Source organism: Variovorax sp. RKNM96 (genome assembly GCF_017161115.1).
GTDB lineage: Bacteria > Pseudomonadota > Gammaproteobacteria > Burkholderiales > Burkholderiaceae_C > Variovorax.
Map to the genome: position 1 here is coordinate 170,215 of NZ_CP046508.1, position 19,786 is coordinate 190,000.

The window sequence follows — 19,786 nt, forward strand, 5'->3', positions numbered from 1 at the left end:
GCGGTTCAGCCGAAGAACCAATAGCAGACCGCAATCGCAGCGACCACGCCCGCCAGCTCGGCCAGCAGCGCACAAGACACCGTGTGCCGCGTGCGCTGGATACCGACCGCGCCGAAGTACACGGCCAGCACATAGAAGGTGGTCTCGGTGCTGCCCTGGATGGTGGCGGCCACCAGCGCGGGGAAGCTGTCCACGCCCTGGCTCTTCATGGTCTCGATCAGCATCGCGCGCGCCGCGCTGCCCGAGAAGGGCTTGACCAGCGCGGTGGGCATGGCGTCGACGAAGCGCGAATCCCAGCCGCCCGTGGTCACGAGCCAGCGCAGGCCGCCGAGGATGAAATCGAGCGCGCCCGAGGCCCGCAGCACGCCAACCGCGCAGAGCATCGCGACCAGGTACGGCAGCAGGTTCTTCGCGATGTCGAAGCCTTCCTTGGCGCCCTCGATGAAGCATTCGTAGACCTTCACCCGCCGGATCGCGCCGGCCGCGAGGAACACGATGATCACGCTGAAGAGCGCCAGGTTGCCCATCAGCGAGGAGAGCGAGGCGATCGCCGCCGCCGACAGCGTGCCCAGCAGCGCCATGAAGCCGCCGAGCACCAGCGCGCCCGGGATCAGGTAGGCCAGCACCACCGGATCCCACAGCCGCAGGCGCTGCGCCACGGCCACCGTGAGCAGCCCGACCAGCGTCGATGCGCTGGTGGCCAGCAGGATCGGCAGGAACACCATCGTCGGGTCGGGCGCACCCTGCTGCGCGCGGTACATGAAGATGGTGACGGGCAGCAGCGTCAGCGATGAAGCATTAAGTACAAGAAAAAGAATCTGCGCGTTGGTGGCGGTGACCGGGTCGGGGTTGAGCCGCTGCAGTTCACGCATCGCCTTCAGGCCGATGGGCGTGGCGGCGTTGTCGAGGCCCAGCGCATTGGCCGCGAAATTCATCGTGATCAGGCCGAGGGCCGGATGCCCCGCGGGCACGCCCGGCATGAGCCGCCGGAACAGCGGGCCGAGCAGCCTCGCGAGCCAGCCGACCAGCCCCGCCGCCTCGGCGATGCGCAGGAACCCGAGCCACAGCGTGAGCGTGCCGAACAGCAGCACCATCACCTCGACCGCGAGCCGCGCCATCGCGAACAGGCTCTCGACCAGCGCCGCGAACACGGTCGGATCGCCGCCGACGAGCCACCGCACCAGCGCCGCGAGCGCCGCCATCCCGAAGAAACCCAGCCACAAGCCGTTGAGCACGCTTTTTTCCTTTTGTCGGCGCGATCATAGGGTGCCGCGCATGCACGGCCCGCGCTACAGTTCGGCCCATGCGCGCCTTCCTCGTCCGCAGTTTCACCGCCCTCCTGGGGGTGCTTGCGGCCGCGTGGCTGACCGGTTGCGTCAGCCTGCCGCCGCCGGAGCCGCGGGCACCTGTCACGGCCTTCATCGACGTGGCGCAGACCGAACTCGGGCAGCTCGCGGCCAAGGGCGTGCCGGGCGATTCCACCGCGCTCTCGGGCTTTCGGCTGCTGCCCGAGGCGGCCTTTGCCTTCGATGCGCGCATCTCGCTCGCGCGCCACGCCGAGAAATCGCTCGACGTGCAGTACTACCTGATCCAGAAGGACGACGTGGGCCTGCTGTTCCTCAAGGAGCTGCGCGAGGCCGCGGCGCGCGGCGTGCGGGTGCGCCTCCTGGTGGACGACCTCTACACGGCCGGCGAGGACGAGGTGTTCAGTTCCTTCTCGGCCTTTCCGAACGTCGAGGTGCGGCTCTTCAATCCGCTGCCTTCGCGCGCGAACTCGCTGACCACGCGGCTCCTGCTCTCCCTTGCCGATTTCGGCCGCATCAACCACCGCATGCACAACAAGTTGCTGATCGCGGACAACAGCTTCGCGGTCTCGGGCGGACGCAACATCGGCAACGAATACTTCATGCGCAGCACGGCCGCGAACTTCATCGACATGGACGTGATCTCCAGCGGCCCGGTCGTGCGGCAGATGTCCGATGGCTTCGACCGCTACTGGAACAGTTCGCACGCCTGGCCCATCGAGCGCATCGCGCCGCTGCGCACGACGCCCGAGGTTGCGCAGCGCCGCTTCGACGAGATCGTGCGCACGGCCGTGCCCGACGTGCCGATCCGTCCGCGCGACGTGCTGAACAAGTCGCCCGTCGGCGAGCAGCTCATCACCGGCAAGATCGACCGCTACTGGGCACTGGGCACGCTGTTCGTGGACGACCCCGAGAAGATCACGCGCAAGGCCGACGATGCCTACGCGGGCAGCGTGACCGAGGGGGCGCTGAGCGTCATCAACTCGGCCCGGCGCGAGGTCAAGATCGGCTCGCCGTATTTCATTCCGGGCACGCGCGGCATGGCGATGATGAAGAAGGCCATCGAGAGCGGCGGCCGCATTACCGTGATCACCAATTCGCTTGGCGCCACGGACGAGCCGCTGGCCTATGCGGGCTACGAGCGCTATCGCGCCGACATGCTGAAGATCGGCGTCACCATCTACGAGATCGCGCCCATGCTCTCCGCGCGCTCGGGGCAGTTCGGCGACTTCGGAAAGACGATCAGCCGGCTGCACGCCAAGCTCGCGGTGGTCGACGATGAGCGCTTCTTCGTCGGCTCGATGAACCTCGATCACCGCTCGGCGGCGGTCAACACGGAAGTGGGCCTCGTGATCGACAGCCCCGAACTCGTGGGCGACTACAACAAGCTCATGAACAGCCAGCGCATCAACCTGGGCTACCGGTTGCGTCTTGCACCCAACGGCCGGCGCGTGCAATGGCTCGAATACGACGATGCCGGCGGCGACATCGTCCACGAGGACGAGCCCGGCGAATTCCTCTGGCTGCGCTTCAAGAACTGGCTGCTGCTGCCCATCGTGGGCGAAGAACTGCTGTAGCCGTTTCTCGCGCGATCCGTCGCGTGCGTTCTTTCCCGCGGCCGCGTCATACGGCTTGCACATTGCCCCTCTAGATTGCGGCGTCCCACGCCACAACAAACAGAGAGGGATTCCCAGATGCACGCCAAGCCTTCCATGCGCTCCATGTCGCGAGCCCCGTCCGACTGGCGGTGGCTGGCCGCATTGGCTTGTGCCGCCGTCCTGCTGCAGGGCTGCAACGGCGGCAGCAGCGGCAGCCCGTCGATCGTTCTTTCCCCGCCCGCCACGGGCACCACGCCCCCGCCGCCCGCTCCGGCGCCGGAGGCCGATGCCGCCACCGCCGATGCCAACCTGCAGGCCACCTGGGTCGAGATCGGCGACAGCAACCAGGCGATCGCGCGCGCCATCACCAGCTACAAGGCCGCCGAGTCCGCCACGGCGGCCGACGCCAACGCCGTGTGCCCGCAGATCACGGTGGACGGCAAGCCGGCGCGCATGACCCTGCGCATCGGCGCCGGCACGATGCCGCTGCGCACCACCGCCAGCGATCCGGCGGATTCGAAACCCTCCGACTTTCCCGTATCGGCCTGCGAGACCGTGCTGCCCGCCGATGCGAAGCAGGCCGCCATCGGCAGCCGCACGCTGCCGCTGCCCAAGGCCGAACCCAAACGCGTGCTGGTGCTGGCCGATACCGGCTGCCGCCTGAAGAAGGCCGACAAGGCCTACCAGCCGTGCAACGACAGCACCGTGTGGCCGTTCGCACCGCTCGCCGCCACCGGAGCGGGCTTCGACCCCGACCTGGTGCTGCACATCGGCGACTACCACTACCGCGAGAACGAGTGCCCTGGTGACATCGCCGGCTGCAAGGACAGCCCGTGGGGCTATGGCTGGGACACCTGGCAGGCCGACTTCTTCAAGCCCGCCGCGCCGCTGCTGGCCAAGGCGCCTTGGATCCTGGTGCGCGGCAACCACGAGGAATGCGCGCGCGGCGGCCAGGGCTGGGCCCGCTTCCTCGATCCGCGCCCGTATGCCGACAAGCGCTCGTGCAACGACCCGGCCAACGACAGCAGCGGCAACTACGCCGAGCCGTATGCGGTCGCGCTGGGCACCGGCTCGCAGATCATCGTGTTCGACTCGGCCAAGGCCGGCAAGGCGGCGCTGAAGACGGACGACCCGCAGTTCATCGCCTACCAGAAGCAGTTCCAGACCGTCGCGACGCTGGCCGCCAAGCCCGGCATCACGACCACCATGTTCACCAACCACCACCCGATCCTGGCGTTCGCGCCGATCGCGGGCTCGACACCCGCGTCGGGCAACCCGGCGCTGCAGTCGGTGATGACCAGCCTGAACGCCAAGGCCTACTACCCGAGCGGCGTGCACATCGCGCTGCACGGCCATGTGCACGACTTCCAGGCGGTGAACTTCGCCACCGACCATCCCGCCACGCTGGTGACGGGCAACGGCGGGGACAACCTGGACGTGGCGCTGCCCGATCCGCTGCCGCCCGGCACCACGCCTGCGCCGGGCGTGACGGTCGACCGCATCACGCACCACAGCAGCTTCGGCTTCATGCTGATGGAGCGCAAGGCGGCGCCCGACGTGGGCTGGACCTTCAAGGCCTACACGGTGGCCGGCAAGCTGCTCGCCACCTGCGCGCAGACCGGCCGGACGCTGGCGTGCGACAAGACGGGCTTCCTCACGCCGTGACGCGCAGCGCGGCGCGCCGGCGGGGCCTCTTCGGCGGCGGCCTCATGCTGGCGGCCGCCTGCCTCGGGTGGCTGGGCGGCAGCGCGGGCGCTGCCTCGGGCATGGCCGAGATCAACCCGGGCGCCGCGCCGAGCGTGGTGATCGATCGCATCGGCGCCACGCCGAAGATCGCCGCGCGCATCGACCCCACCGCCGCCACGTTCAGGCCCGACCCGGCGCTGGCCGCGCTGGGCAAGCGCATCTTCTTCGACACGCGCCTGTCGCAGCCGCAGGGCACCTCGTGCGCGAGCTGCCACGATCCGCTGCGCGCCTTCACCTCGACGCTGAACGCGCCCTCGCTGGCCGGGCCGCGCACGCCGCAGGGCAGTCGCGCGGGCCGCTTCAGCGCGCGCACCGCGCCGTCGCTGCTGTACGTGCGCTACGTGCCGCGGCGGCATTTCTATCAAGACGACGATGCGCCTTTCGCCTCGCCCTTCGGCGGCCTGTTCGCCGACGGCCGCGCCGACACGCTGGCCGAGCAGGTGCGCGGGCCGCTGTTCGACGCCGACGAGATGAACAACCCGTCGCCGCAAAGCCTCTTGCGCAAGCTGCGCGGCACCGACCTCGCGCCGGCGATGACACTGGCCTTCGGGCCGCGCGTGCTGCGCGATCCCGAGCAGGCGGTGAAGGGCATCGGCCAGGCGCTGCAGGCGTACCTGCAAAGCGATGAGATGGCGCCCTTCAGTTCGCGCTTCGACGACTACCTGCGCCACCGCACGCCGCTGAGCCCGCAGGAGACGCGGGGCCTCGCGCTCTTCAAGAACCCGGACAAGGGCAACTGCATGTCGTGCCACACGCTGTCCGACACCGCGAGCCGGCCCGAGCGCTCGCTGTTCACCGATTTCGGCTACGACGCCATCGCCGTGCCGCGCAATCCGCAGCTGGCGGCCAACCGCAACCCGCGCCGTTTCGACAATGGCCTGTGCCGCACCGCCGCGCAACTGCGCTGGCCGGAGCCCGACCAGTGGTGCGGCTACTTCCGCACGCCGGGGTTGCGCAACGTGGCCGTGCGCCAGAGCTTCATGCACAACGGCGTGTTCTCCACGCTGCGCGAGGCGGTCGCGTTCTACGCCACGCGCTCGACCGATCCGGCGAAGTGGTACCACGGCAAGCCGACTTTCGACGACGTGCCGGCCGCCTACCGCGGCAACATCAACGTCAACTCCACGCCGATGAACCGGCGCCCCGGCACCACGCCGGCGCTGACCGACGAAGAGATCGACGAGATCAGCGCCTTCCTCGGCACCCTGACCGACGCGCGCTATGTGGCGGCGATGCCGAAGCCGGCGGTGAAGTAGTCGCCAACGTCATCGCCCTGAGTGATCGGTGCGTTACATTTCTGAGTGAAATGTGTACTTTTGTCACCGAATTGGGGAGACCTCGACCATGACCGTTCCCGAGCAGCGCGTGTTCCTCGCGCCGCCCACCACCAGCCGTCGCCGTGTGCTGACCGGTCTGGCCGCAACCGCCGCCGCGGGCCTGGGCATGCCGGCCTTCGCGCAGGGCAAGCCGATCCGCATCGGGACCACCTTCGACAACAGCAGCGTCGAGAAGGCCAACGGACAGGGGCTCTTCCAGGGTTCGAGCGCGTTCTTCAATGCGCTGAACAAGTCGGGCGGCATCAACGGCACCAAGGTCGACCTGGTCATGGCCGACGACACCTTCAAGCCCGAAGTGGCCAAGGCCAACGCGCTGGCCTTCGAGAAGGACAGCTCGGTGCTCGCGCTGCTGCACCCGCTGGGCACGCGCCAGACCTCCGAAGTGATGGACGCCGTGCCCGGCATGGCCGTGGTCGGCCCGATCACCGGCACCGTCGCGCTGCGCAAGAAGACCGCGCCCAACACCTTCTGGGTGCGCGTGAACTACGACCAGGAAGTCGAGAAGCTGGTGACCACGGCGGCCGTGCTGGGCCAGACCCGCATCGGCCTCGTGCATTCGAATGATCCGCTGGGCCAGTCGGTGCTGGCGGCGTTCAAGGCCGCGCTGGCCAAGGCGAAGCTGGAGCCCGCGGTCATCGCGACCACGCCCAACACGACGAGCATGGAAGTCGGCCCCGCGGCCGAAGCCATCGCCAAGGCCAAGCCGCAGGTCATCATCATCGGCCTGGCCGGCACGGCGCCGGTCTTCATGAAGGCGCTGCGCGATGCCGGAGGCAACAGCTCGGCCTACGGCCTGTCGATCACGGCCAGCGCGCTGGCCGCGATGGGCGACCTCGCACGGGGCCTGGGCTTCGTGATCGTGGTGCCCTCGCCGTACTCGACCAAGTTCGAGATCGTGCGCCGTTACCAGGCCGACATGGTGGCCAACGGCACCAAGGATTTCTCGCTCACGAGCCTGGAGGGCTACATCAACGCCGCCGTGCTCGCCGAGGGCCTGCGCCGCGCCGGCAATGCGCCTACGCGTGCCTCGGTGATGGCGGGCATGGCCAGCATCGAGAACTTCGACCTGGGCGGGCTGAAGATCAACTACGGCCGCACGAACCGCGAAGGCGGGCATTTCGTGGACGTGGCGGTGATCGGCAGCCGCGGGCAGATGCTGAGCTGACCTGCGCGGTAGCGTCCACCGGTACTTCGGTGGACGCCGGGTCGTTTCCGGGAGGCGCGACCTTACAGTGCGCGCATGGTCCTCGACTTCTGCATCTCCTTCGGCCTGGCCGCACCTGTGGTGCTGAGCGTCGTCCTTTACCAGGTCGTCCACCGGGCCGTGGCGCAAGGGCGCATGGGTCCGCTGGCTGCCAGCCTCGCCTACGGCCTGTGCGTGGCGGCCCTGCCGCTGGCCGTGTGGTGGGGCGTCCACGCCCTCGCGGAGTTCTACATCGTCGGCGAGGGCACCTCGTTCTTGAAGTCGGTACTGCAGATCGGGCTGGCCTTCCTCATGTATGCCTACCTCTGCATCTCGTGGGCCCTGAGCGTCGTGGCCGCGTGCCTTGCCGCATGGCGGTTCACGGTCTGCGCGAAGCGCTTGAAGCAGGAAGCCCTGGCCTGACGCCGGCCCCGCAGTTCAACCCGCCACGTCCTCGGCAATCCCCACGCCGAGCAGTCCTTCGAGCAGCCCCTTGTCGGCCGCGAGCCCCGCGCTCGGACCGGCATGCACCACGGTGCCGCGCTCCAGCACGATGGCCTGGTGCGTCATCTCCAGGGCGAGCACCGGGTGCTGCTCGACCACGATCGACGCCAGGCCTTCCGATTCGCAGAGGCGCCGGATCGCTGCGGACAGCTCCTCCACGATGATCGGCGCGAGGCCTTCCATCGGCTCGTCGAGCAGCAGCAGCTTGGGGTTGGTCATCAGCGCGCGGCCGATGGCCAGCATCTGCTGCTCGCCGCCCGAGAGCTGGTTGCCGTAGTTGCCGCGGCGCTCCCGCAGGCGCGGAAAGAAGTCGTAGACGCGCTTGAGGTTCCAGCCGCCCAGTCGCGCGATCACCGTGAGGTTTTCTTCCACGGTGAGCGAGGGAAACACCTCGCGCTCCTGCGGCACCCAGCCCAGGCCCGCGCGCACGCGCTGGTGCGAGGGCCAGCGCGTGATGTCCGCACCCTGCCAGCGGATCGCGCCCTGCATCACGCGGGTGTTGCCCATCAGCGTTTCGAGCAGCGTGGTCTTGCCCACGCCGTTGCGCCCGAGGATGGCGAGGCTCTCGCCCTGCTGCAACGAGAAGTCGAGACGGTCGAGCACCACGGCGTTGCCGTAGCCGGCGGTGACGTGGTCGAAGGCGAGGGCTTCAGGCATGGTGGTGGGAGCTTCCAAGGTAGACCTCGCGCACGCGCGGATCGGCGCCGATTTCGGCGGGCGTGCCTTCGGTGAGGATGCGGCCGCCCACCAGCACCGAGATGCGGCGGGAGAAGCGGAACACGAGCTTCATGTCGTGCTCGATGAAGAGCACGCTGATGTCGTCGGGCAGCGCCGCGATGGCTTCGAAGAGCTCGCCGCTTTCGCCTTCGGGCACGCCGGCCGCGGGTTCGTCGAGCAAAAGGATGCGGGGCTTGGCCGCGAGTGCGAGCGCGATCTCCAGCAGCCGCTGCTTGCCGTAGGCCAGCTCCGAGACCGGCACGTCCGCGAGGCTGTCGAGCTTCAGCGTGCCGAGCAGCGCATGCGCCTCGTCGAACACCGCCGTGCAGCCCCTGAGCGGCCGCCACCAGGTCGCGCCCAGCCCTTCGCGCTCGCTGATCGCCAGCACCACCGACAGGAGCGGCGTGAGGCTGGGGAACAGCGTGTTGATCTGGAAGGTGCGCGCGAGCCCCATGCGGGCGCGCTTGTCGCCCGAGAGGCGCGTGATGTCGCGATCGCCCATGTGGATCGAGCCGCTCGTGGGCTTGAACACGCCGGTGAGCAGGTTGATGAGCGTGGTCTTGCCCGCGCCGTTGGGGCCGATCAGCGCCTGCCGCGCGCCGGACTCGAGCGAGAGGTTCACCTCGCTCACCGCCTGGAAGGCGCCGAAGCGGATGCCCAGGTCGCGGGTGCGCAGGGTGTGCGTCGTCGTGGAGCTCATCGCGCCTTCCCCGTCCGCACGAAGCGCGAGAGCGCCCCCATGATCCCGCCGCGTCCCAGCATGACCGCCGCGATCAGGAAGATGCCGAGCCAGAACATCCAGTACTGCGGGTTCATGTCCGCGAACCCGTCGTGCACCAGCATGTAGACGATGGCGCCGATCATCCCGCCGTACAGGCGGCCGGTGCCGCCGAGCACCAGGATGATCAGCACCTCGGCCGAGCGGTTGAAGCCGATCGATTCGATGCCGACGAACTGCGTGGTCTGCGCGAGCAGCGCGCCCGCCACACCGGCCGCCGCGGCGGAGAAGGCGTAGGCCATGCGCAGGCGCGCCTCCACCGGCGAGCCGATGGCCGTCATGCGCTTGCGGCTGTCGTGGATGCCGCGCAGCGTCAGCCCGAACGGCGAGCGCAGCACCAGCCGCACCACGAGGAACATCGCGAGCACCACGCCGAAGGCATAGCAGAAGGCGGTCTTGCCGTAGAGGTCGAAATCGAAGAGGCCGAGCACCGGCGCGATGACCACGCCCTGCAGCCCGTCGGTGCCGCCGGTGATGCCCGAGAGCCGGTTGGCCAGTTCGTACAGCAGCACGCACACGCCGATGGTGATCATCAGCCGCGTGAGGTCGGCGCCGCGCACCACGAGGTAGCTCAGCACATAGCCGAGCAGGCCGCTCACGACCAGCGCGAACGCGAGGCCGGTGAAGGGCTCGCTCCAGCCGTACTTGGCGAGCAGCCCGGCCGCGTACGCGCCCGCGCCGAAGAAGGCCGCATGCCCGACGGTGAGGATGCCCGCGTAGCCGAGCGCCATGTCGAGCGACACGGCGAACAGCCCGAAGATCATGATCTGGCTCATCAGCGTGAGCTTGTCGGGCAAGAGGAAGAAGCTGGAGGCGAGCGCAAGCCAGAAGGCGACTTCGGCGATGCGCAGCTGCGCGGGAGAAACGGTGAAGGCTTTCATGCGAGCCCCTTCTTCGCAACGATGCCGTTGGGCCGCACCAGCAGCATGACGATCATGAAGACGTAGATGAGAAAGGCGCCCGCTTCAGGCCAGTAGTACTTGCCCGCCACGTCGACGATGCCGACCAGCAGCGCCGCGATGAAGGGCCCGGTAACGGTACCGGCACCGCCCACGCACACCACCATCAGGAAATAGACGAGGTACTTGAGCGGGAACGACGGCTCCAGCCCCAGCATGCCCAGGCTCAGTGCGCCGCCCAGGCCCGCGAGGCCGCAGCCCAGCGAGAAGGTCAAAAAGAAAAGGCGCTGCACATGGATGCCGGTGCCGCCTGCCACGCGCTGGTTGTCGACCGCCGCACGCACCATGGCGCCGTAGCGCGTCTTCCCCAGCACCAGCAGCAGGGCAGCCAGCACGGCCACGCCGCAGACGATCAGGAAGAGCCGGTAGCGGCCCACTTCGAGCCCGCCGATGGCCACCTGCCCGTCGAGCACCGGCGGCAGCGTGAACGGCTGCATCGTCGGCCCGAAGAAATAGGTGAATGCCGCGATCGACACGAACACCACGCCGATCGACAGCAGCACCTGGTCCAGCGGATGCGCGCGGTACAGCCGCCGGTAGAACACGAACTCCAGCACCGCGCCCACCAGCGCCGCGGATACGAAGGCCGCCGCGAGCGAGAGCCCGAAGCCGAGCCCCCAGTGGTTCATCAGCAGGCTCGCCGCATAGCCGCCCACCATCGCGAAACTGCCGTGCGCGAGGTTGACGAAATTCATCAACCCCATCGTGATGGACAGGCCCACGCCGATGAGGAACAGGAGCATGCCGTAGGCCACCCCGTCGAAGATCACGATGCCCATGGGCCTCCTGTTGCTGGCTGCGCTGCTTGCTGGCGTGCGGGTGGGCTTAGTTCGAGCTTTCCTTGGCCGGGTCCTTCACGCGCTCGAACTTGTCGAACTCCACGTTCACCAGCTGGCCGTTCACGCGCTCGGTCTTGCGGATGTAGACGGTCTGCACGATGTCGCGGGTGAGCGGGTCCACCTCGATCGGGCCGCGCGGGCTCTCGAAGCGCAGGCCGCGCAGCGCGTCCATGAACTTGTCGCCGCTGGCGTCGCCCTTGGTCTTCTGCAGCGTGAGGTCGATCGCGGCCATGGCGTCGTAGGCGGTCACGGCGAAGTAGCTGGGGCGCAGCTTGGTGCCGTTGTCGGCGGCGAAGTCGCGCGCGAACTTCTGGTTCTTCGGCGAGTTGTGCGCAAACGAGTAGTGGTGACTGGTGACGAGGCCCAGCGCCACGTCGCCGGTGGCGTCCAGGTAGCTGTCGTCGGTGGCTTCGCCGGTGGCGTAGAGCTTGATGCCGGCCTGTTCCATGCCGCGCTCCTTCCACACCTTGAGGAAGGCCGGCGGCATCACGCCCGAGGGGAAGAAGAAGAACACGGCCTGGGGCTTGGCGTCCTTGATGCGCTGCACGTAGGCCGAGAAGTCGGGGTTGTTCATCGGCGTGCGCACCTCGCCCGAGACCTTGCCGCCGCCGGTGGTGAAGGTTTTCTTGAAGGCGGTTTCGGCATCGACGCCCGAGGCGTAGTCGGCGACCACGGTGTAGGCGTCCTTGATGCCCTCCCTGAGCATGAAGCGCGCCATCGGGTCGGTGACCTGCTGCACGGTGAACGAGAGGCGCGCCACGTAGGGCGAGCTGCTGGTGATGGCCGAGGAGGCCGCGTTCATCACGATGGTCGGGATCTTGGCCTGTGTGGCGATGGCGCCCACGGCATACGCGTTGGGGCTGAAATCCAGGCCGGTGAGGATGCTCACCTTGTCGCGCACGACGAGTTCCTGCGCGATGCGCTTGGCGGCATCGGGCGCGGGGCCGGCGGTGTCTTTCTTGATGATCTCGACGGTGCGCCCGCCCACCTTGCCGCCGTGCTCCTTGAGGTAGAGCGCGATGCCGGCGTCGAACTGGCGGCCGTAGTCGGCGTAGGGGCCGGAGTAGGTGGCAATGAGGCCGATGCGCAGCGGCTCGTCGGCAGCATGCGCGGCCACGGTGCCCAGCATGCCGAAGCCGGCGAGCAGGAGGGTCGAGAGAACGGTTCTCTTCGTCATCGTCGTCATGGAAAAACGCCTTTCAGGTGGAATGGATGCGGAGCGGGCGAGTGTGCGTCAGACCTGTGTCTCTGGAACGCGCACCCTCAGGCCATCGAGGGCTGCTGTCACGTTGAGCTGGCAGCTCAGGCGCGAATTGGGTTGCCGCTCGGACGCGACGGCTTCGAGCAGGGCGCTTTCCATGTCGTCGGGCGGCGGCAGCAGGTCGGCGAAGGCGTCGTCCACGTAGACGTGGCAGGTGGCGCAGGAGCAGCAGCCGCCGCATTCGGCGTCGATGCCGCGCACGTTGCCGCGGATGGCGGTCTCCATGACGCTGGCGCCGATCTTGGCGTCGACCGCGCGTGAGGTGCCGTCCTTGAGGATGTAGTGGATCGTGGGCATGGGGAGCAGGGGGTCAGAACATGTCGAAGTACTCGCGGTGTTCCCACTCCGAGACTTCGAGGTTGAAGCGGGCGATTTCCGCTTCCTTGATGTGGCAGAGGTAGTCGATGAAGACCTTGCCCATCTGCGTGTTGAGCATCTCGTCGCGGCGCAGGCAGGCGAGGGCGTCGCCGAGCGAGCGCGGCAGGTGCTCGGCCGGCGTTTCGTACGGCGCATCGGCGGAGGGACCGGGGTCGATGCTGTTGCGGATGCCGTCGAGGCCCGAGAAGAGTTGCGATGCGAGATAGAGGTATGGATTGGCCGTCGGCTCGCCCACGCGGTTCTCGATGCGCGAAGCGCTCTGCCCCACGCCGCCCAGCACGCGCAGCATCGCGCCGCGGTTGTCCCTGGCCCAGATCGCGCGATCGGGCGCGAGCGAGAACGGGCGATAGCGCCGGTAGCCGTTGATCGTGGGGCTCGCGAGGGCGGCCGCGCCGCAGGCGTGCGCCTTCAGGCCGCCGAGGTAGTGCATGCCGATCTCGCTCAGGTCCTGGCCTTGGGCCTCCGGCATGAAGGCGTTCACGCCATCGCTCTTGCGGCGCAGCGACTGGTGCAGGTGCCAACCGCTCGACATCACGTTCGGAATCTTCGGCCGGCACATGAAGCTCGCGTGCAGCCCGTTGCGCTGGCAGATCTGCTTGATCGCGCTGCGCAGCAGCACCATGGTGTCGGCGGGCATCACGCCGGCCGTGGGGCCGAAGGTCAGCTCGAACTGGCTCGGGCCGAATTCGATTTCGAGCGAGCGCAGCGGCAGGCCGAGCGCGATGAGGTTCGAGCGCAGCAGCTCCATCAGCCCGTCGACGCGGTCGTAGCGCAGCTCGGTGAGGTACTGGTGGCCGTGCGAGAGCAGCGACACGCGCGGCGGCTCGCCGGGCTGGCCCGAGTCGGCCAGGCCCATGCGCGCATCCTCGAGCTTGAAGACGTGGAACTCCACCTCCAGGCCGGCGATGAAGTCGAGCCCGAACTCGTCGAGCTGCCGCACCGCGCGCTGCAGGATCTGCCGCGTCGCGAAGGGGCAGGGCTTGCCGTCGGCCATGTAGGCGTCGCACAGGATCCAGCCAGTGCGCGGCGCCCAGGGCAGCACCTTGAAGGTGGCGGGGTCGGCCACGATGGTGAAGTCCGCGCCGCCCTGCAGGCCCTCGATGGCGAAGCCGCCGTTGGTGGTGAAGACCGGGAACACCGTCTTGTGCGAGGTGTCCTTGGCCAGCAGCGTGGAGGTGAGGTTCACGCCCTCCCACAGCGCCGAGCGCGCCTCGGTGGCGACCAGCGTCTTGCCGCGCAGGATGCCGTGCTGGTCGGGCCAGGCGAAGCGCACGAGGTCGACCTCGCCGCTGTCGATGCGGCGCACCAGCTCGCGCGCCTGTGCATGCTGGTCGTCGGACCAGAGGCCGAAGCGGTCGACGAATGTGTTGGTGTTGCTGCTGCTCATGGCGCGCGTGCTCAGGCGGCGAGCCGTGCGGAGGCCCAGTCGGACTTCAGGCGCCGTGCGCGGTCGGCCTCCTGCCAGTAGGTCTCGGTGGCGGCTTCGTCGCTGACGTGGCCGATACCGTCGATGGAGGGAGGCCCGGTCATCGTGCTCGCCTGTGCGGCGTCGATCAGCATCGGCGCGCTCTCGCCGGCGAGCGTGGCCTCGATGGCCTTCACCAGCACGCGGCGGTAGGCAATGATTCCCTTGTCGGTGCTGCCCAGGTGCTCGCGCGTGCGGTCCTGGATGGCGCCCTGCGACTCCACCGCCCACTGGTCGTGCACGTTGATGTCGTCGCCCATGCCGGTGTAGGTCTCGGTGAGCTGCTCGTCGATGCTGTAGCCGTAGTTGTTGCGCTTGTTCTTGCGCGAGGTGTAGTCGGGCAGCTCGTAGAGCTTCAGGCGCTGGTCGCGCATCTGCTGCTTGTCGACCGGGCCGGTGAAGCTGGTGAAGATGGCGTACCAGTAGCAGTGCGTGTCGTCCACCGGCACGTGCCACTGCGAGATGGTCATCTCCGCGCTCATCGGGATCACGAAGGCCTGCGGGAACACCACGTTGGTCACGCGCACATGGGTGGTGTCTTCGGAGAGCTTGCGCAGCGCCTTCAGGCGGAAGCCGTAGTCGGTGGGTTCGACGCTGATGTCGGGCCGGTCGTACTCGCGCAGCACCTTGGTGATGGGCATGTCCGAATCGGCCGAGGCGCCGCGGAACTGCTTGCCGTAGCTCTCGGAGGTGTCCTCGTCCTCGAAGAAGCGATGCAGGTACGAGGCGTGCGCGGGGTCGATGCCCACTTCGAGCGCCTGCAGCCAGTTGCATTCGAACAGGCCCTTGAACGCGAAGGTGTGGGTGTCGGGGGCGACGAAGCAATCGAAGTCAGGGAAGGCCGGGGGCTCGCCTTCGCCGATGTACGCGAAGACCACGCCCGCCTTCTCGACCACCGGATAGGCCGACTGCTTGATGCGGCTGCATAGCTTGCTGGTGGCGGGTTCGGCGGGGGTTTCGAGGCAGTTGCCCTTGGCGTCGAACAGCCAGCCGTGGAAGGCGCAGCGGATGCCGCCGTTTTCCAGCCGTCCGAAGGCGAGGTCGGCGCCGCGGTGCGGGCAGTCGCGGTCGAGCATGCCGAGCTGGCCGTTTTCGTCGCGGAACAGCACAAAGTCCTGGCCCATGAGCTTCACCGGCTTGACCGGGCGCGGGCCCGCCAGTTCGTCGGCCAGGGCCACCGGCTGCCAGTAGCGGCGCAGCAGCTTGCCGGCGGGGGCGTCGCGTCCGACGCGGGTGATGAAATCGTTCTGCTCGGCGCTGATCATCGTGCGGGCTCCATCGTGGGTGCTTCGTAAAGAGGCTGCAATTCATTGCATGCAACTGTATGCATTTTCTTGGTGATCCTCGATGCGGGTCAAACTTTCATCTGCGGTTTTGCCCTGTCCTGGGGCTCGAAGCGCTAAAAATCAGGGTTAACTCTTAGTGTGACGTGTGTTTTTGACACATGTTGTGCAGGAATGCATGCAACAACCGAGCCAAGGCAAATATGCTGCGTGCAATGGCTGTCTCGTCTCCTAGAATCCGCTCATTCCCGCTCCTGGCGCCCTGTCTGATGGACTCTCAACAATCCCGCGTGCTCGTGCAACTGCGCGACATGATCCTCAAGGGTGAATTCGTGCCCGGAGAGCGGCTGGCCGAGATCCCGCTGGCCGAGAAGCTCGAAGCCTCGCGCACCCCGGTGCGCCTGGCGCTCGCCAGCCTCGAGCACGAAGGCCTGATCGAACAATCGCCCAGCGGCGGCTACCAGATGCGCCGCTTCACCTCGCAGGAAGTGGCGGATGCCATCCGCGTGCGCGGCGTGATCGAAGGCTTCGCGGCGCGCCTCTTGGCCGAAGACGGCGCCTCGCGCCAGTTGCTTCGCGATCTGAAGGATTGCCTGGACGCCGGCGACAGGGCAGTCAACAAGCCCACCATGGAAATCGACGACTACGCAGCCTACGTCGAGATGAACGACCGCTTCCACAAGCTGATCGTCGATGGCTGCGGCAACCTCGCGCTCAAGCGGGTGATGGACATGCTCGGCGGCCAGCCCTTCGCCGCACCGAGCGCAATGCTGCCCATGCAGTCGTCGATGGAAGAGGGCCAGCAATGGATGCGTCAGGCGCACCGCACGCACCATGCGATGGTGCAGGCCATTGAGCGCGGGCAGGGCTCGCGCGCGCAGGCGCTCGGCGAGGAGCATGTGGAAATCGCGCGCATGAATCTCGACTACGCGCTGGAACGCCCCGAGCTCGCGGCCGAGCTGATGCCGGGCATCAAGCTGGTTTCCAAAGGGCGCAGCGCCTGAGCGGAACCCTCCGGTCTGAAATGAAGACTGGGCGGTATTTCCGCACTCGCACCGTCTGGCCGGCGACGGCCAAGACTAGAATTTCCGCATGATCACCGCTGCTGCTGCCCCCGCCAAGCCCTCGTTCAAGGAACAGATGCTGCAGGCCCGCGAAGAGGCCATCGTGCAGACCGCGAACCGCCTGCTGGCTGAAAAGGGCTTCGAATCGATGACGGTCGACGAGGTCGCCGCCTCCGTCGGCATCGCCAAGGCCAGCCTCTACAAGCACTTTCCCAGCAAGGAAGACCTCGCGGCCGCCGCGATGGTGCGCCTCATGCAGCGTACGCAGGACTTCCTGGCGTCGGTGCCGGCCGACCAGAAACCCATCGACAAGCTGCGCGCGGTAGTGCGCTGGGCGATGGAAGCGCAACTGGCCGGCGAGATGCCCTCGCTGCCGCACCAGAACTCCACCCTGCGCGCCGCGCTGATGAACAACCGCGGCTACCTCGACCGGCTGGTGGCGATCAGCGACACGCTCGGCGGCTGGATCCAGGCGGCGCAGGCCGATGGCACGCTGAGCCCGAAGCTGCCTGCGATTGCCGTGCTCTACACGCTGTTCGCGCGCGCCTGCGACCCGGTGCTCGGTTTCCTCAAGGCCGGCGGCCTGCAGAGCGACGCGGAGATCGTCGAACTCGTGCTCGGCACCTGCTTCGACGGCCTGGCTTCGCGCTGAACGGGATCTAGCTGTTGATGCCGCGCCGCGGCGTCACCACCGCCTCCACCGCCGCGCCAACTGCCAGCAGCCGGTGATCGGTGTTGCCGATCCCGGCCACCATCAGCCCGACCGGCGCGGTGCCCGCGTCGTGGCAGGGCACCGACAGCGCACAGCCATCGAACAGGTTCACCACCGAGGGGTTGCGCAGCATGCGGCCGTTGATGCGGTAGTAGGTCTCGTCGTCCTTGATCACCTCGGCGATCGGCGGGGCGATGTCGGGCGTGGTGGGCATCAGCATCGCGTCGTAGCCGGCGGCTGCAGCATTGATCGAGCGGATGAACTGGCGGCGCAGCGCCTGCAGCTGCAGGTAGTCGGGCGCGGTGATCGTCTCGCCGGTCTTGATGCGCGCCAGCACGCGCGGGTCGTACTTGGCGGCGCCTGTCTTGATGAATTCGCGGTGCCAAGCGTAAGCCTCCGAGGCGGTGATCATGCCGCGCGGGTTGATGGTCGGCGCCTTGGCGAACTCGGTCATCGGCAGCTCGATGACCGTGGCGCCGGCAGCCGAGAGCTTGGACAGTGCGGATGCAAACGCGGCAGCCACGGGCGGCGAGAGGTCGTCCTGGAAGAAGGTCTTCGGCACCGCGAAGCGCAGGCCGCGCAGCGAGACCGCCTTTGGCGCGCGCGACAGTTCGCCGGCCAGCACGGCGTCGAGCAGCGTGCAGTCTTCCACCGTCCACGCCATCGGCCCGGCCGAGTCGAAGGAGGTCGATAGCGGCATCACGCCATCGAGCGGAATACGGCGCTGCGTGGGCTTGAAGCCCACCAGCCCGTTGAGCGCCGCGGGAATGCGCAGCGACCCGCCGGTGTCGGTGCCGATGGCGCCGGCCGCCATGCCGTCGGTCACCGAGATGGCGCCGCCCGAGGTCGAGCCGCCCGGAATGCGGCCGGTCGCGCGGTCGAAGACGTTCTTCGGCGTGCCGTAGTTCGGGTTGATGCCCAGGCCCGTGTAGGCGAACTCGACCGTGTTGGTGCGCCCGATGACGATCGCGCCCGCGCGCCGCAGCCGCTCGACCACGATGGCATCGCGCTGCGCCGGCGGCTGGCCGACCAGCACCGTGGAGCCGCCGAGCGTGGTGATGCCGGCTTCGTCGAACAGGTCCTTCAGGGAAATCGGGAGGCCGGCGATCGGGGAGGCGGCCGGGCGGCCGCCCTTGCGATCGGCGTCCAGTTGCGCCGCAGCGCTGCGCGCCGATGCGGCGTGCACCTGGATGAAAGTGCGAGCGCCTTCGCCCGCGGGGTTCTGGATGGCGGCCAGCGCTTCTTCGACCAGCTGGCTGCTGGTCAGCGAACCGGCTGCGAGGCGGCGCGACATCTCGGCCATCGAGAGGCGGCCCATGGCCTTGTTGCCGGCGTCGGGCGCTTGAGCCAGTGCTTTCGGCAGGGCGGACAGCAGCCCGACCGCGGCCGCGGCGCCGCCCGTGCGTTGAAGGAAGGTGCGACGTTGTTGTGGCTGTGTCATGTCTCTCTCCTGGGTGGACTCGAGGCAGTCTACACAGCGCCTGCGATCCGCCGGTAGCCGGCCGTTACGGCGGCACCGGGGTCAGCGCACTTCGATCAGCAGGTCGGGACGGTAGCCTTCCTGCTCGCCGTTGCGCTTGTAGCCCAACGGGTTGGCCACCACGCGGCAGCCGTCCTTCATATAGTCGAAGGCGCAGTGCAGATGGCCGTGCAGCCAGAGCCTGGCCGACGGCAGCAGTTCGTCGAGGGCGTTGCAGAAGCCGGCGGTGCCGGGCGTCAGGCCGTAGCGCGGATCGGCGCTCGCCAGCGTCGGCGCGAAATGCGTGATGGCGACCGTGGTGCCGTCGAAAGGCTCGGCCAGCGCTTGCCGGAGCCACGCCTGGCACACCAGCGCCTGCTCGCGCAGCGGGCCGGACAGGAAGAGCTCGCCGTGGCGCTTGGTGGCCATCTTTTCCAGGTAGAAGTCGGCCGCCCGCATCGCCTTGCCGCGCTTCTTGAGCGCCTCGGCCAGCCCATCGGTGGGTTCGACCAGTGCGTCGAAGTCGGCCCAGAGCGTGGTGCCGATGAAGCGGATGCCGTCGATGACGAGGGTTTCGCGCTCGAGCCACTGGATGTCGAGTTCCTGGCAGAGCGCGCGCAGCCGGGCGTGCGTCTCGTCGAAGTCGGCGTTGTCGTATTCGTGGTTGCCCGGCACGTAGACCACCGGCACCGGCCAGCCGTTGCGGGGCGAAAACCGGCCCAGGCCGAAATCGGTGTCCGCGAGGCGGGAGCCTTCCTGGTAGGAGCCGATGTCGCCCGCGAGCACCAGCAGGTCGGCGCCCAGGATCGGCTCGGCGTGGAAGCGGGGGTGGGACTCCAGGTGCAGGTCGGAGAGCAGTTGCAGCTTCATCGTCGGGCCAGTCTAGGTGAATTGCCCCATGCATGAAGCGCATAAGGTCAGGGTTGTTTTCCTAGGGAAAACCCTTAATCTTGGAACATCAACCACTCAGAGCACGGCCATAAGCCGCGCAGCACCATGTTCAGCCTCCTCGCCCAAGTGGCCCGTTTCTTCCGTTCCTCCAGCGACAGCGCACCGGCCAGCCACGCCGCCGCACTGATGGAAAGCGCCGACGTCCGCGCCGGTCGCGGTGCGCACCACGCGCAGGAACTGCGCGCAGCCGCCTCCGCCTGGCTCAGCGTCGTTCGCTGATCAACCGGCGCCGGTCAGTCGGGCACCTT

At 68.1% G+C, this 19,786-nt stretch carries 20 protein-coding genes (1 of these 20 cut by a window edge); 8 read left to right on the forward strand and 12 right to left on the reverse strand.

What is annotated here, in order from left to right; translation table 11 throughout:
* Positions 1-5 precede the first annotated feature (5 nt).
* Positions 6-1,235 (reverse strand): spore maturation protein, encoded by a 1,230-nt coding sequence (locus GNX71_RS00870; RefSeq protein WP_206176582.1) that lies wholly within the window; start codon positions 1,233-1,235, stop codon positions 6-8.
* Positions 1,236-1,303: 68 nt separating this feature from the next.
* Here GNX71_RS00870 and GNX71_RS00875 point away from each other — a divergent pair, with 68 nt between their 5' ends.
* The 5 genes from GNX71_RS00875 (at position 1,304) to GNX71_RS00895 (ending at position 7,591) form a co-directional block, all read left to right on the forward strand.
* Complete coding sequence (locus tag GNX71_RS00875; RefSeq protein WP_206176583.1) at positions 1,304-2,881, forward strand: phospholipase D family protein; 1,578 nt, start codon at positions 1,304-1,306, stop codon at positions 2,879-2,881.
* A 144-nt stretch (positions 2,882-3,025) separates the two neighbouring features.
* Positions 3,026-4,567, forward strand: a complete 1,542-nt coding sequence (locus GNX71_RS00880; RefSeq protein WP_206176584.1) for a metallophosphoesterase — start codon at positions 3,026-3,028, stop codon at positions 4,565-4,567.
* A 101-nt stretch (positions 4,568-4,668) separates the two neighbouring features.
* On the forward strand, positions 4,669-5,904 hold the full coding sequence (locus GNX71_RS00885; RefSeq protein WP_241027369.1) for a cytochrome c peroxidase: 1,236 nt from the start codon (positions 4,669-4,671) through the stop codon (positions 5,902-5,904).
* Positions 5,905-5,992: 88 nt separating this feature from the next.
* Positions 5,993-7,150, forward strand: a complete 1,158-nt coding sequence (locus GNX71_RS00890) for an ABC transporter substrate-binding protein (RefSeq protein ID WP_206176585.1) — start codon at positions 5,993-5,995, stop codon at positions 7,148-7,150.
* Positions 7,151-7,225: 75 nt separating this feature from the next.
* Positions 7,226-7,591 (forward strand): hypothetical protein, encoded by a 366-nt coding sequence (locus tag GNX71_RS00895; protein WP_206176586.1) that lies wholly within the window; start codon positions 7,226-7,228, stop codon positions 7,589-7,591.
* 15 nt (positions 7,592-7,606) lie between these two features.
* Here the strand turns inward: GNX71_RS00895 and GNX71_RS00900 are convergent, their stop codons facing one another.
* Genes GNX71_RS00900 through GNX71_RS00935 form a run of 8 tightly spaced genes read right to left on the reverse strand, consistent with a single transcriptional unit; the run spans position 7,607 to position 15,334 of the window.
* Positions 7,607-8,329, reverse strand: coding sequence for an ABC transporter ATP-binding protein (locus GNX71_RS00900; RefSeq protein ID WP_206176587.1), 723 nt, complete (start codon positions 8,327-8,329; stop codon positions 7,607-7,609).
* Entirely contained in the window at positions 8,322-9,089 is a 768-nt protein-coding gene (locus GNX71_RS00905) for an ABC transporter ATP-binding protein (protein WP_206176588.1), read from the reverse strand. Before GNX71_RS00905 ends, GNX71_RS00900 begins: the two co-directional genes overlap by 8 nt.
* Entirely contained in the window at positions 9,086-10,048 is a 963-nt protein-coding gene (locus GNX71_RS00910) for a branched-chain amino acid ABC transporter permease (protein WP_206176589.1), read from the reverse strand. Before GNX71_RS00910 ends, GNX71_RS00905 begins: the two co-directional genes overlap by 4 nt.
* Positions 10,045-10,905: a branched-chain amino acid ABC transporter permease gene (locus GNX71_RS00915; RefSeq protein WP_206176590.1), complete on the reverse strand. Its 861-nt coding sequence runs from the start codon at positions 10,903-10,905 to the stop codon at positions 10,045-10,047. Before GNX71_RS00915 ends, GNX71_RS00910 begins: the two co-directional genes overlap by 4 nt.
* A gap of 46 nt (positions 10,906-10,951) precedes the next feature.
* On the reverse strand, positions 10,952-12,151 hold the full coding sequence (locus GNX71_RS00920) for an ABC transporter substrate-binding protein (RefSeq protein ID WP_206176591.1): 1,200 nt from the start codon (positions 12,149-12,151) through the stop codon (positions 10,952-10,954).
* Between the two features lie 48 nt (positions 12,152-12,199).
* A complete protein-coding gene (locus GNX71_RS00925; RefSeq protein WP_206176592.1) occupies positions 12,200-12,523 on the reverse strand; it encodes a 2Fe-2S iron-sulfur cluster-binding protein in 324 nt (107 codons plus the stop codon).
* Between the two features lie 13 nt (positions 12,524-12,536).
* Entirely contained in the window at positions 12,537-13,991 is a 1,455-nt protein-coding gene (locus GNX71_RS00930) for a glutamine synthetase family protein (RefSeq protein ID WP_206176593.1), read from the reverse strand.
* 11 nt (positions 13,992-14,002) lie between these two features.
* A complete protein-coding gene (locus tag GNX71_RS00935) occupies positions 14,003-15,334 on the reverse strand; it encodes an aromatic ring-hydroxylating dioxygenase subunit alpha (protein WP_206176594.1) in 1,332 nt (443 codons plus the stop codon).
* Positions 15,335-15,621: 287 nt separating this feature from the next.
* Here GNX71_RS00935 and GNX71_RS00940 point away from each other — a divergent pair, with 287 nt between their 5' ends.
* Positions 15,622-16,356, forward strand: a complete 735-nt coding sequence (locus GNX71_RS00940) for a GntR family transcriptional regulator (RefSeq protein ID WP_206176595.1) — start codon at positions 15,622-15,624, stop codon at positions 16,354-16,356.
* Positions 16,357-16,444: 88 nt separating this feature from the next.
* Entirely contained in the window at positions 16,445-17,068 is a 624-nt protein-coding gene (locus GNX71_RS00945) for a TetR/AcrR family transcriptional regulator (RefSeq protein WP_206176596.1), read from the forward strand.
* A gap of 7 nt (positions 17,069-17,075) precedes the next feature.
* Here GNX71_RS00945 and GNX71_RS00950 read toward each other — a convergent pair whose 3' ends face one another.
* Together GNX71_RS00950 and GNX71_RS00955 are read right to left on the reverse strand one after the other, a co-directional pair.
* Entirely contained in the window at positions 17,076-18,569 is a 1,494-nt protein-coding gene (locus GNX71_RS00950; protein WP_206176597.1) for an amidase, read from the reverse strand.
* Between the two features lie 81 nt (positions 18,570-18,650).
* Positions 18,651-19,457 (reverse strand): metallophosphoesterase, encoded by an 807-nt coding sequence (locus tag GNX71_RS00955; protein WP_206176598.1) that lies wholly within the window; start codon positions 19,455-19,457, stop codon positions 18,651-18,653.
* A 126-nt stretch (positions 19,458-19,583) separates the two neighbouring features.
* Between GNX71_RS00955 and GNX71_RS00960 the strand changes: the two genes are divergently transcribed.
* Positions 19,584-19,757, forward strand: a complete 174-nt coding sequence (locus GNX71_RS00960; RefSeq protein WP_176660965.1) for a hypothetical protein — start codon at positions 19,584-19,586, stop codon at positions 19,755-19,757.
* A 14-nt stretch (positions 19,758-19,771) separates the two neighbouring features.
* On the opposite strand, the gene GNX71_RS00965 is transcribed toward GNX71_RS00960, so the two are convergent.
* Positions 19,772-19,786: the 3' end of a LysR family transcriptional regulator gene (locus tag GNX71_RS00965; protein ID WP_093435373.1), read on the reverse strand. It continues 966 nt past the right edge of the window; 15 of the gene's 981 nt are visible here — the last part of the coding sequence; the start codon falls outside the window, past its right edge; its stop codon occupies positions 19,772-19,774.

Coding starts and splice junctions, on each gene's coding strand:
- GNX71_RS00955 (WP_206176598.1), bottom strand. CDS start 19,457: ATGAAGCTGCAACTGCTCTCCGACCTGCACCTGGAGTCCCACCCCCGC.
- GNX71_RS00900 (WP_206176587.1), bottom strand. CDS start 8,329: ATGCCTGAAGCCCTCGCCTTCGACCACGTCACCGCCGGCTACGGCAAC.
- GNX71_RS00950 (WP_206176597.1), bottom strand. CDS start 18,569: ATGACACAGCCACAACAACGTCGCACCTTCCTTCAACGCACGGGCGGC.
- GNX71_RS00880 (WP_206176584.1), top strand. CDS start 3,026: ATGTCGCGAGCCCCGTCCGACTGGCGGTGGCTGGCCGCATTGGCTTGT.
- GNX71_RS00925 (WP_206176592.1), bottom strand. CDS start 12,523: ATGCCCACGATCCACTACATCCTCAAGGACGGCACCTCACGCGCGGTC.
- GNX71_RS00895 (WP_206176586.1), top strand. CDS start 7,226: ATGGTCCTCGACTTCTGCATCTCCTTCGGCCTGGCCGCACCTGTGGTG.
- GNX71_RS00890 (WP_206176585.1), top strand. CDS start 5,993: ATGACCGTTCCCGAGCAGCGCGTGTTCCTCGCGCCGCCCACCACCAGC.
- GNX71_RS00905 (WP_206176588.1), bottom strand. CDS start 9,089: ATGAGCTCCACGACGACGCACACCCTGCGCACCCGCGACCTGGGCATC.
- GNX71_RS00910 (WP_206176589.1), bottom strand. CDS start 10,048: ATGAAAGCCTTCACCGTTTCTCCCGCGCAGCTGCGCATCGCCGAAGTC.
- GNX71_RS00960 (WP_176660965.1), top strand. CDS start 19,584: ATGTTCAGCCTCCTCGCCCAAGTGGCCCGTTTCTTCCGTTCCTCCAGC.
- GNX71_RS00920 (WP_206176591.1), bottom strand. CDS start 12,151: ATGACGACGATGACGAAGAGAACCGTTCTCTCGACCCTCCTGCTCGCC.
- GNX71_RS00935 (WP_206176594.1), bottom strand. CDS start 15,334: ATGATCAGCGCCGAGCAGAACGATTTCATCACCCGCGTCGGACGCGAC.
- GNX71_RS00930 (WP_206176593.1), bottom strand. CDS start 13,991: ATGAGCAGCAGCAACACCAACACATTCGTCGACCGCTTCGGCCTCTGG.
- GNX71_RS00885 (WP_241027369.1), top strand. CDS start 4,669: ATGGCCGAGATCAACCCGGGCGCCGCGCCGAGCGTGGTGATCGATCGC.
- GNX71_RS00875 (WP_206176583.1), top strand. CDS start 1,304: ATGCGCGCCTTCCTCGTCCGCAGTTTCACCGCCCTCCTGGGGGTGCTT.
- GNX71_RS00945 (WP_206176596.1), top strand. CDS start 16,445: ATGATCACCGCTGCTGCTGCCCCCGCCAAGCCCTCGTTCAAGGAACAG.
- GNX71_RS00915 (WP_206176590.1), bottom strand. CDS start 10,905: ATGGGCATCGTGATCTTCGACGGGGTGGCCTACGGCATGCTCCTGTTC.
- GNX71_RS00940 (WP_206176595.1), top strand. CDS start 15,622: ATGGACTCTCAACAATCCCGCGTGCTCGTGCAACTGCGCGACATGATC.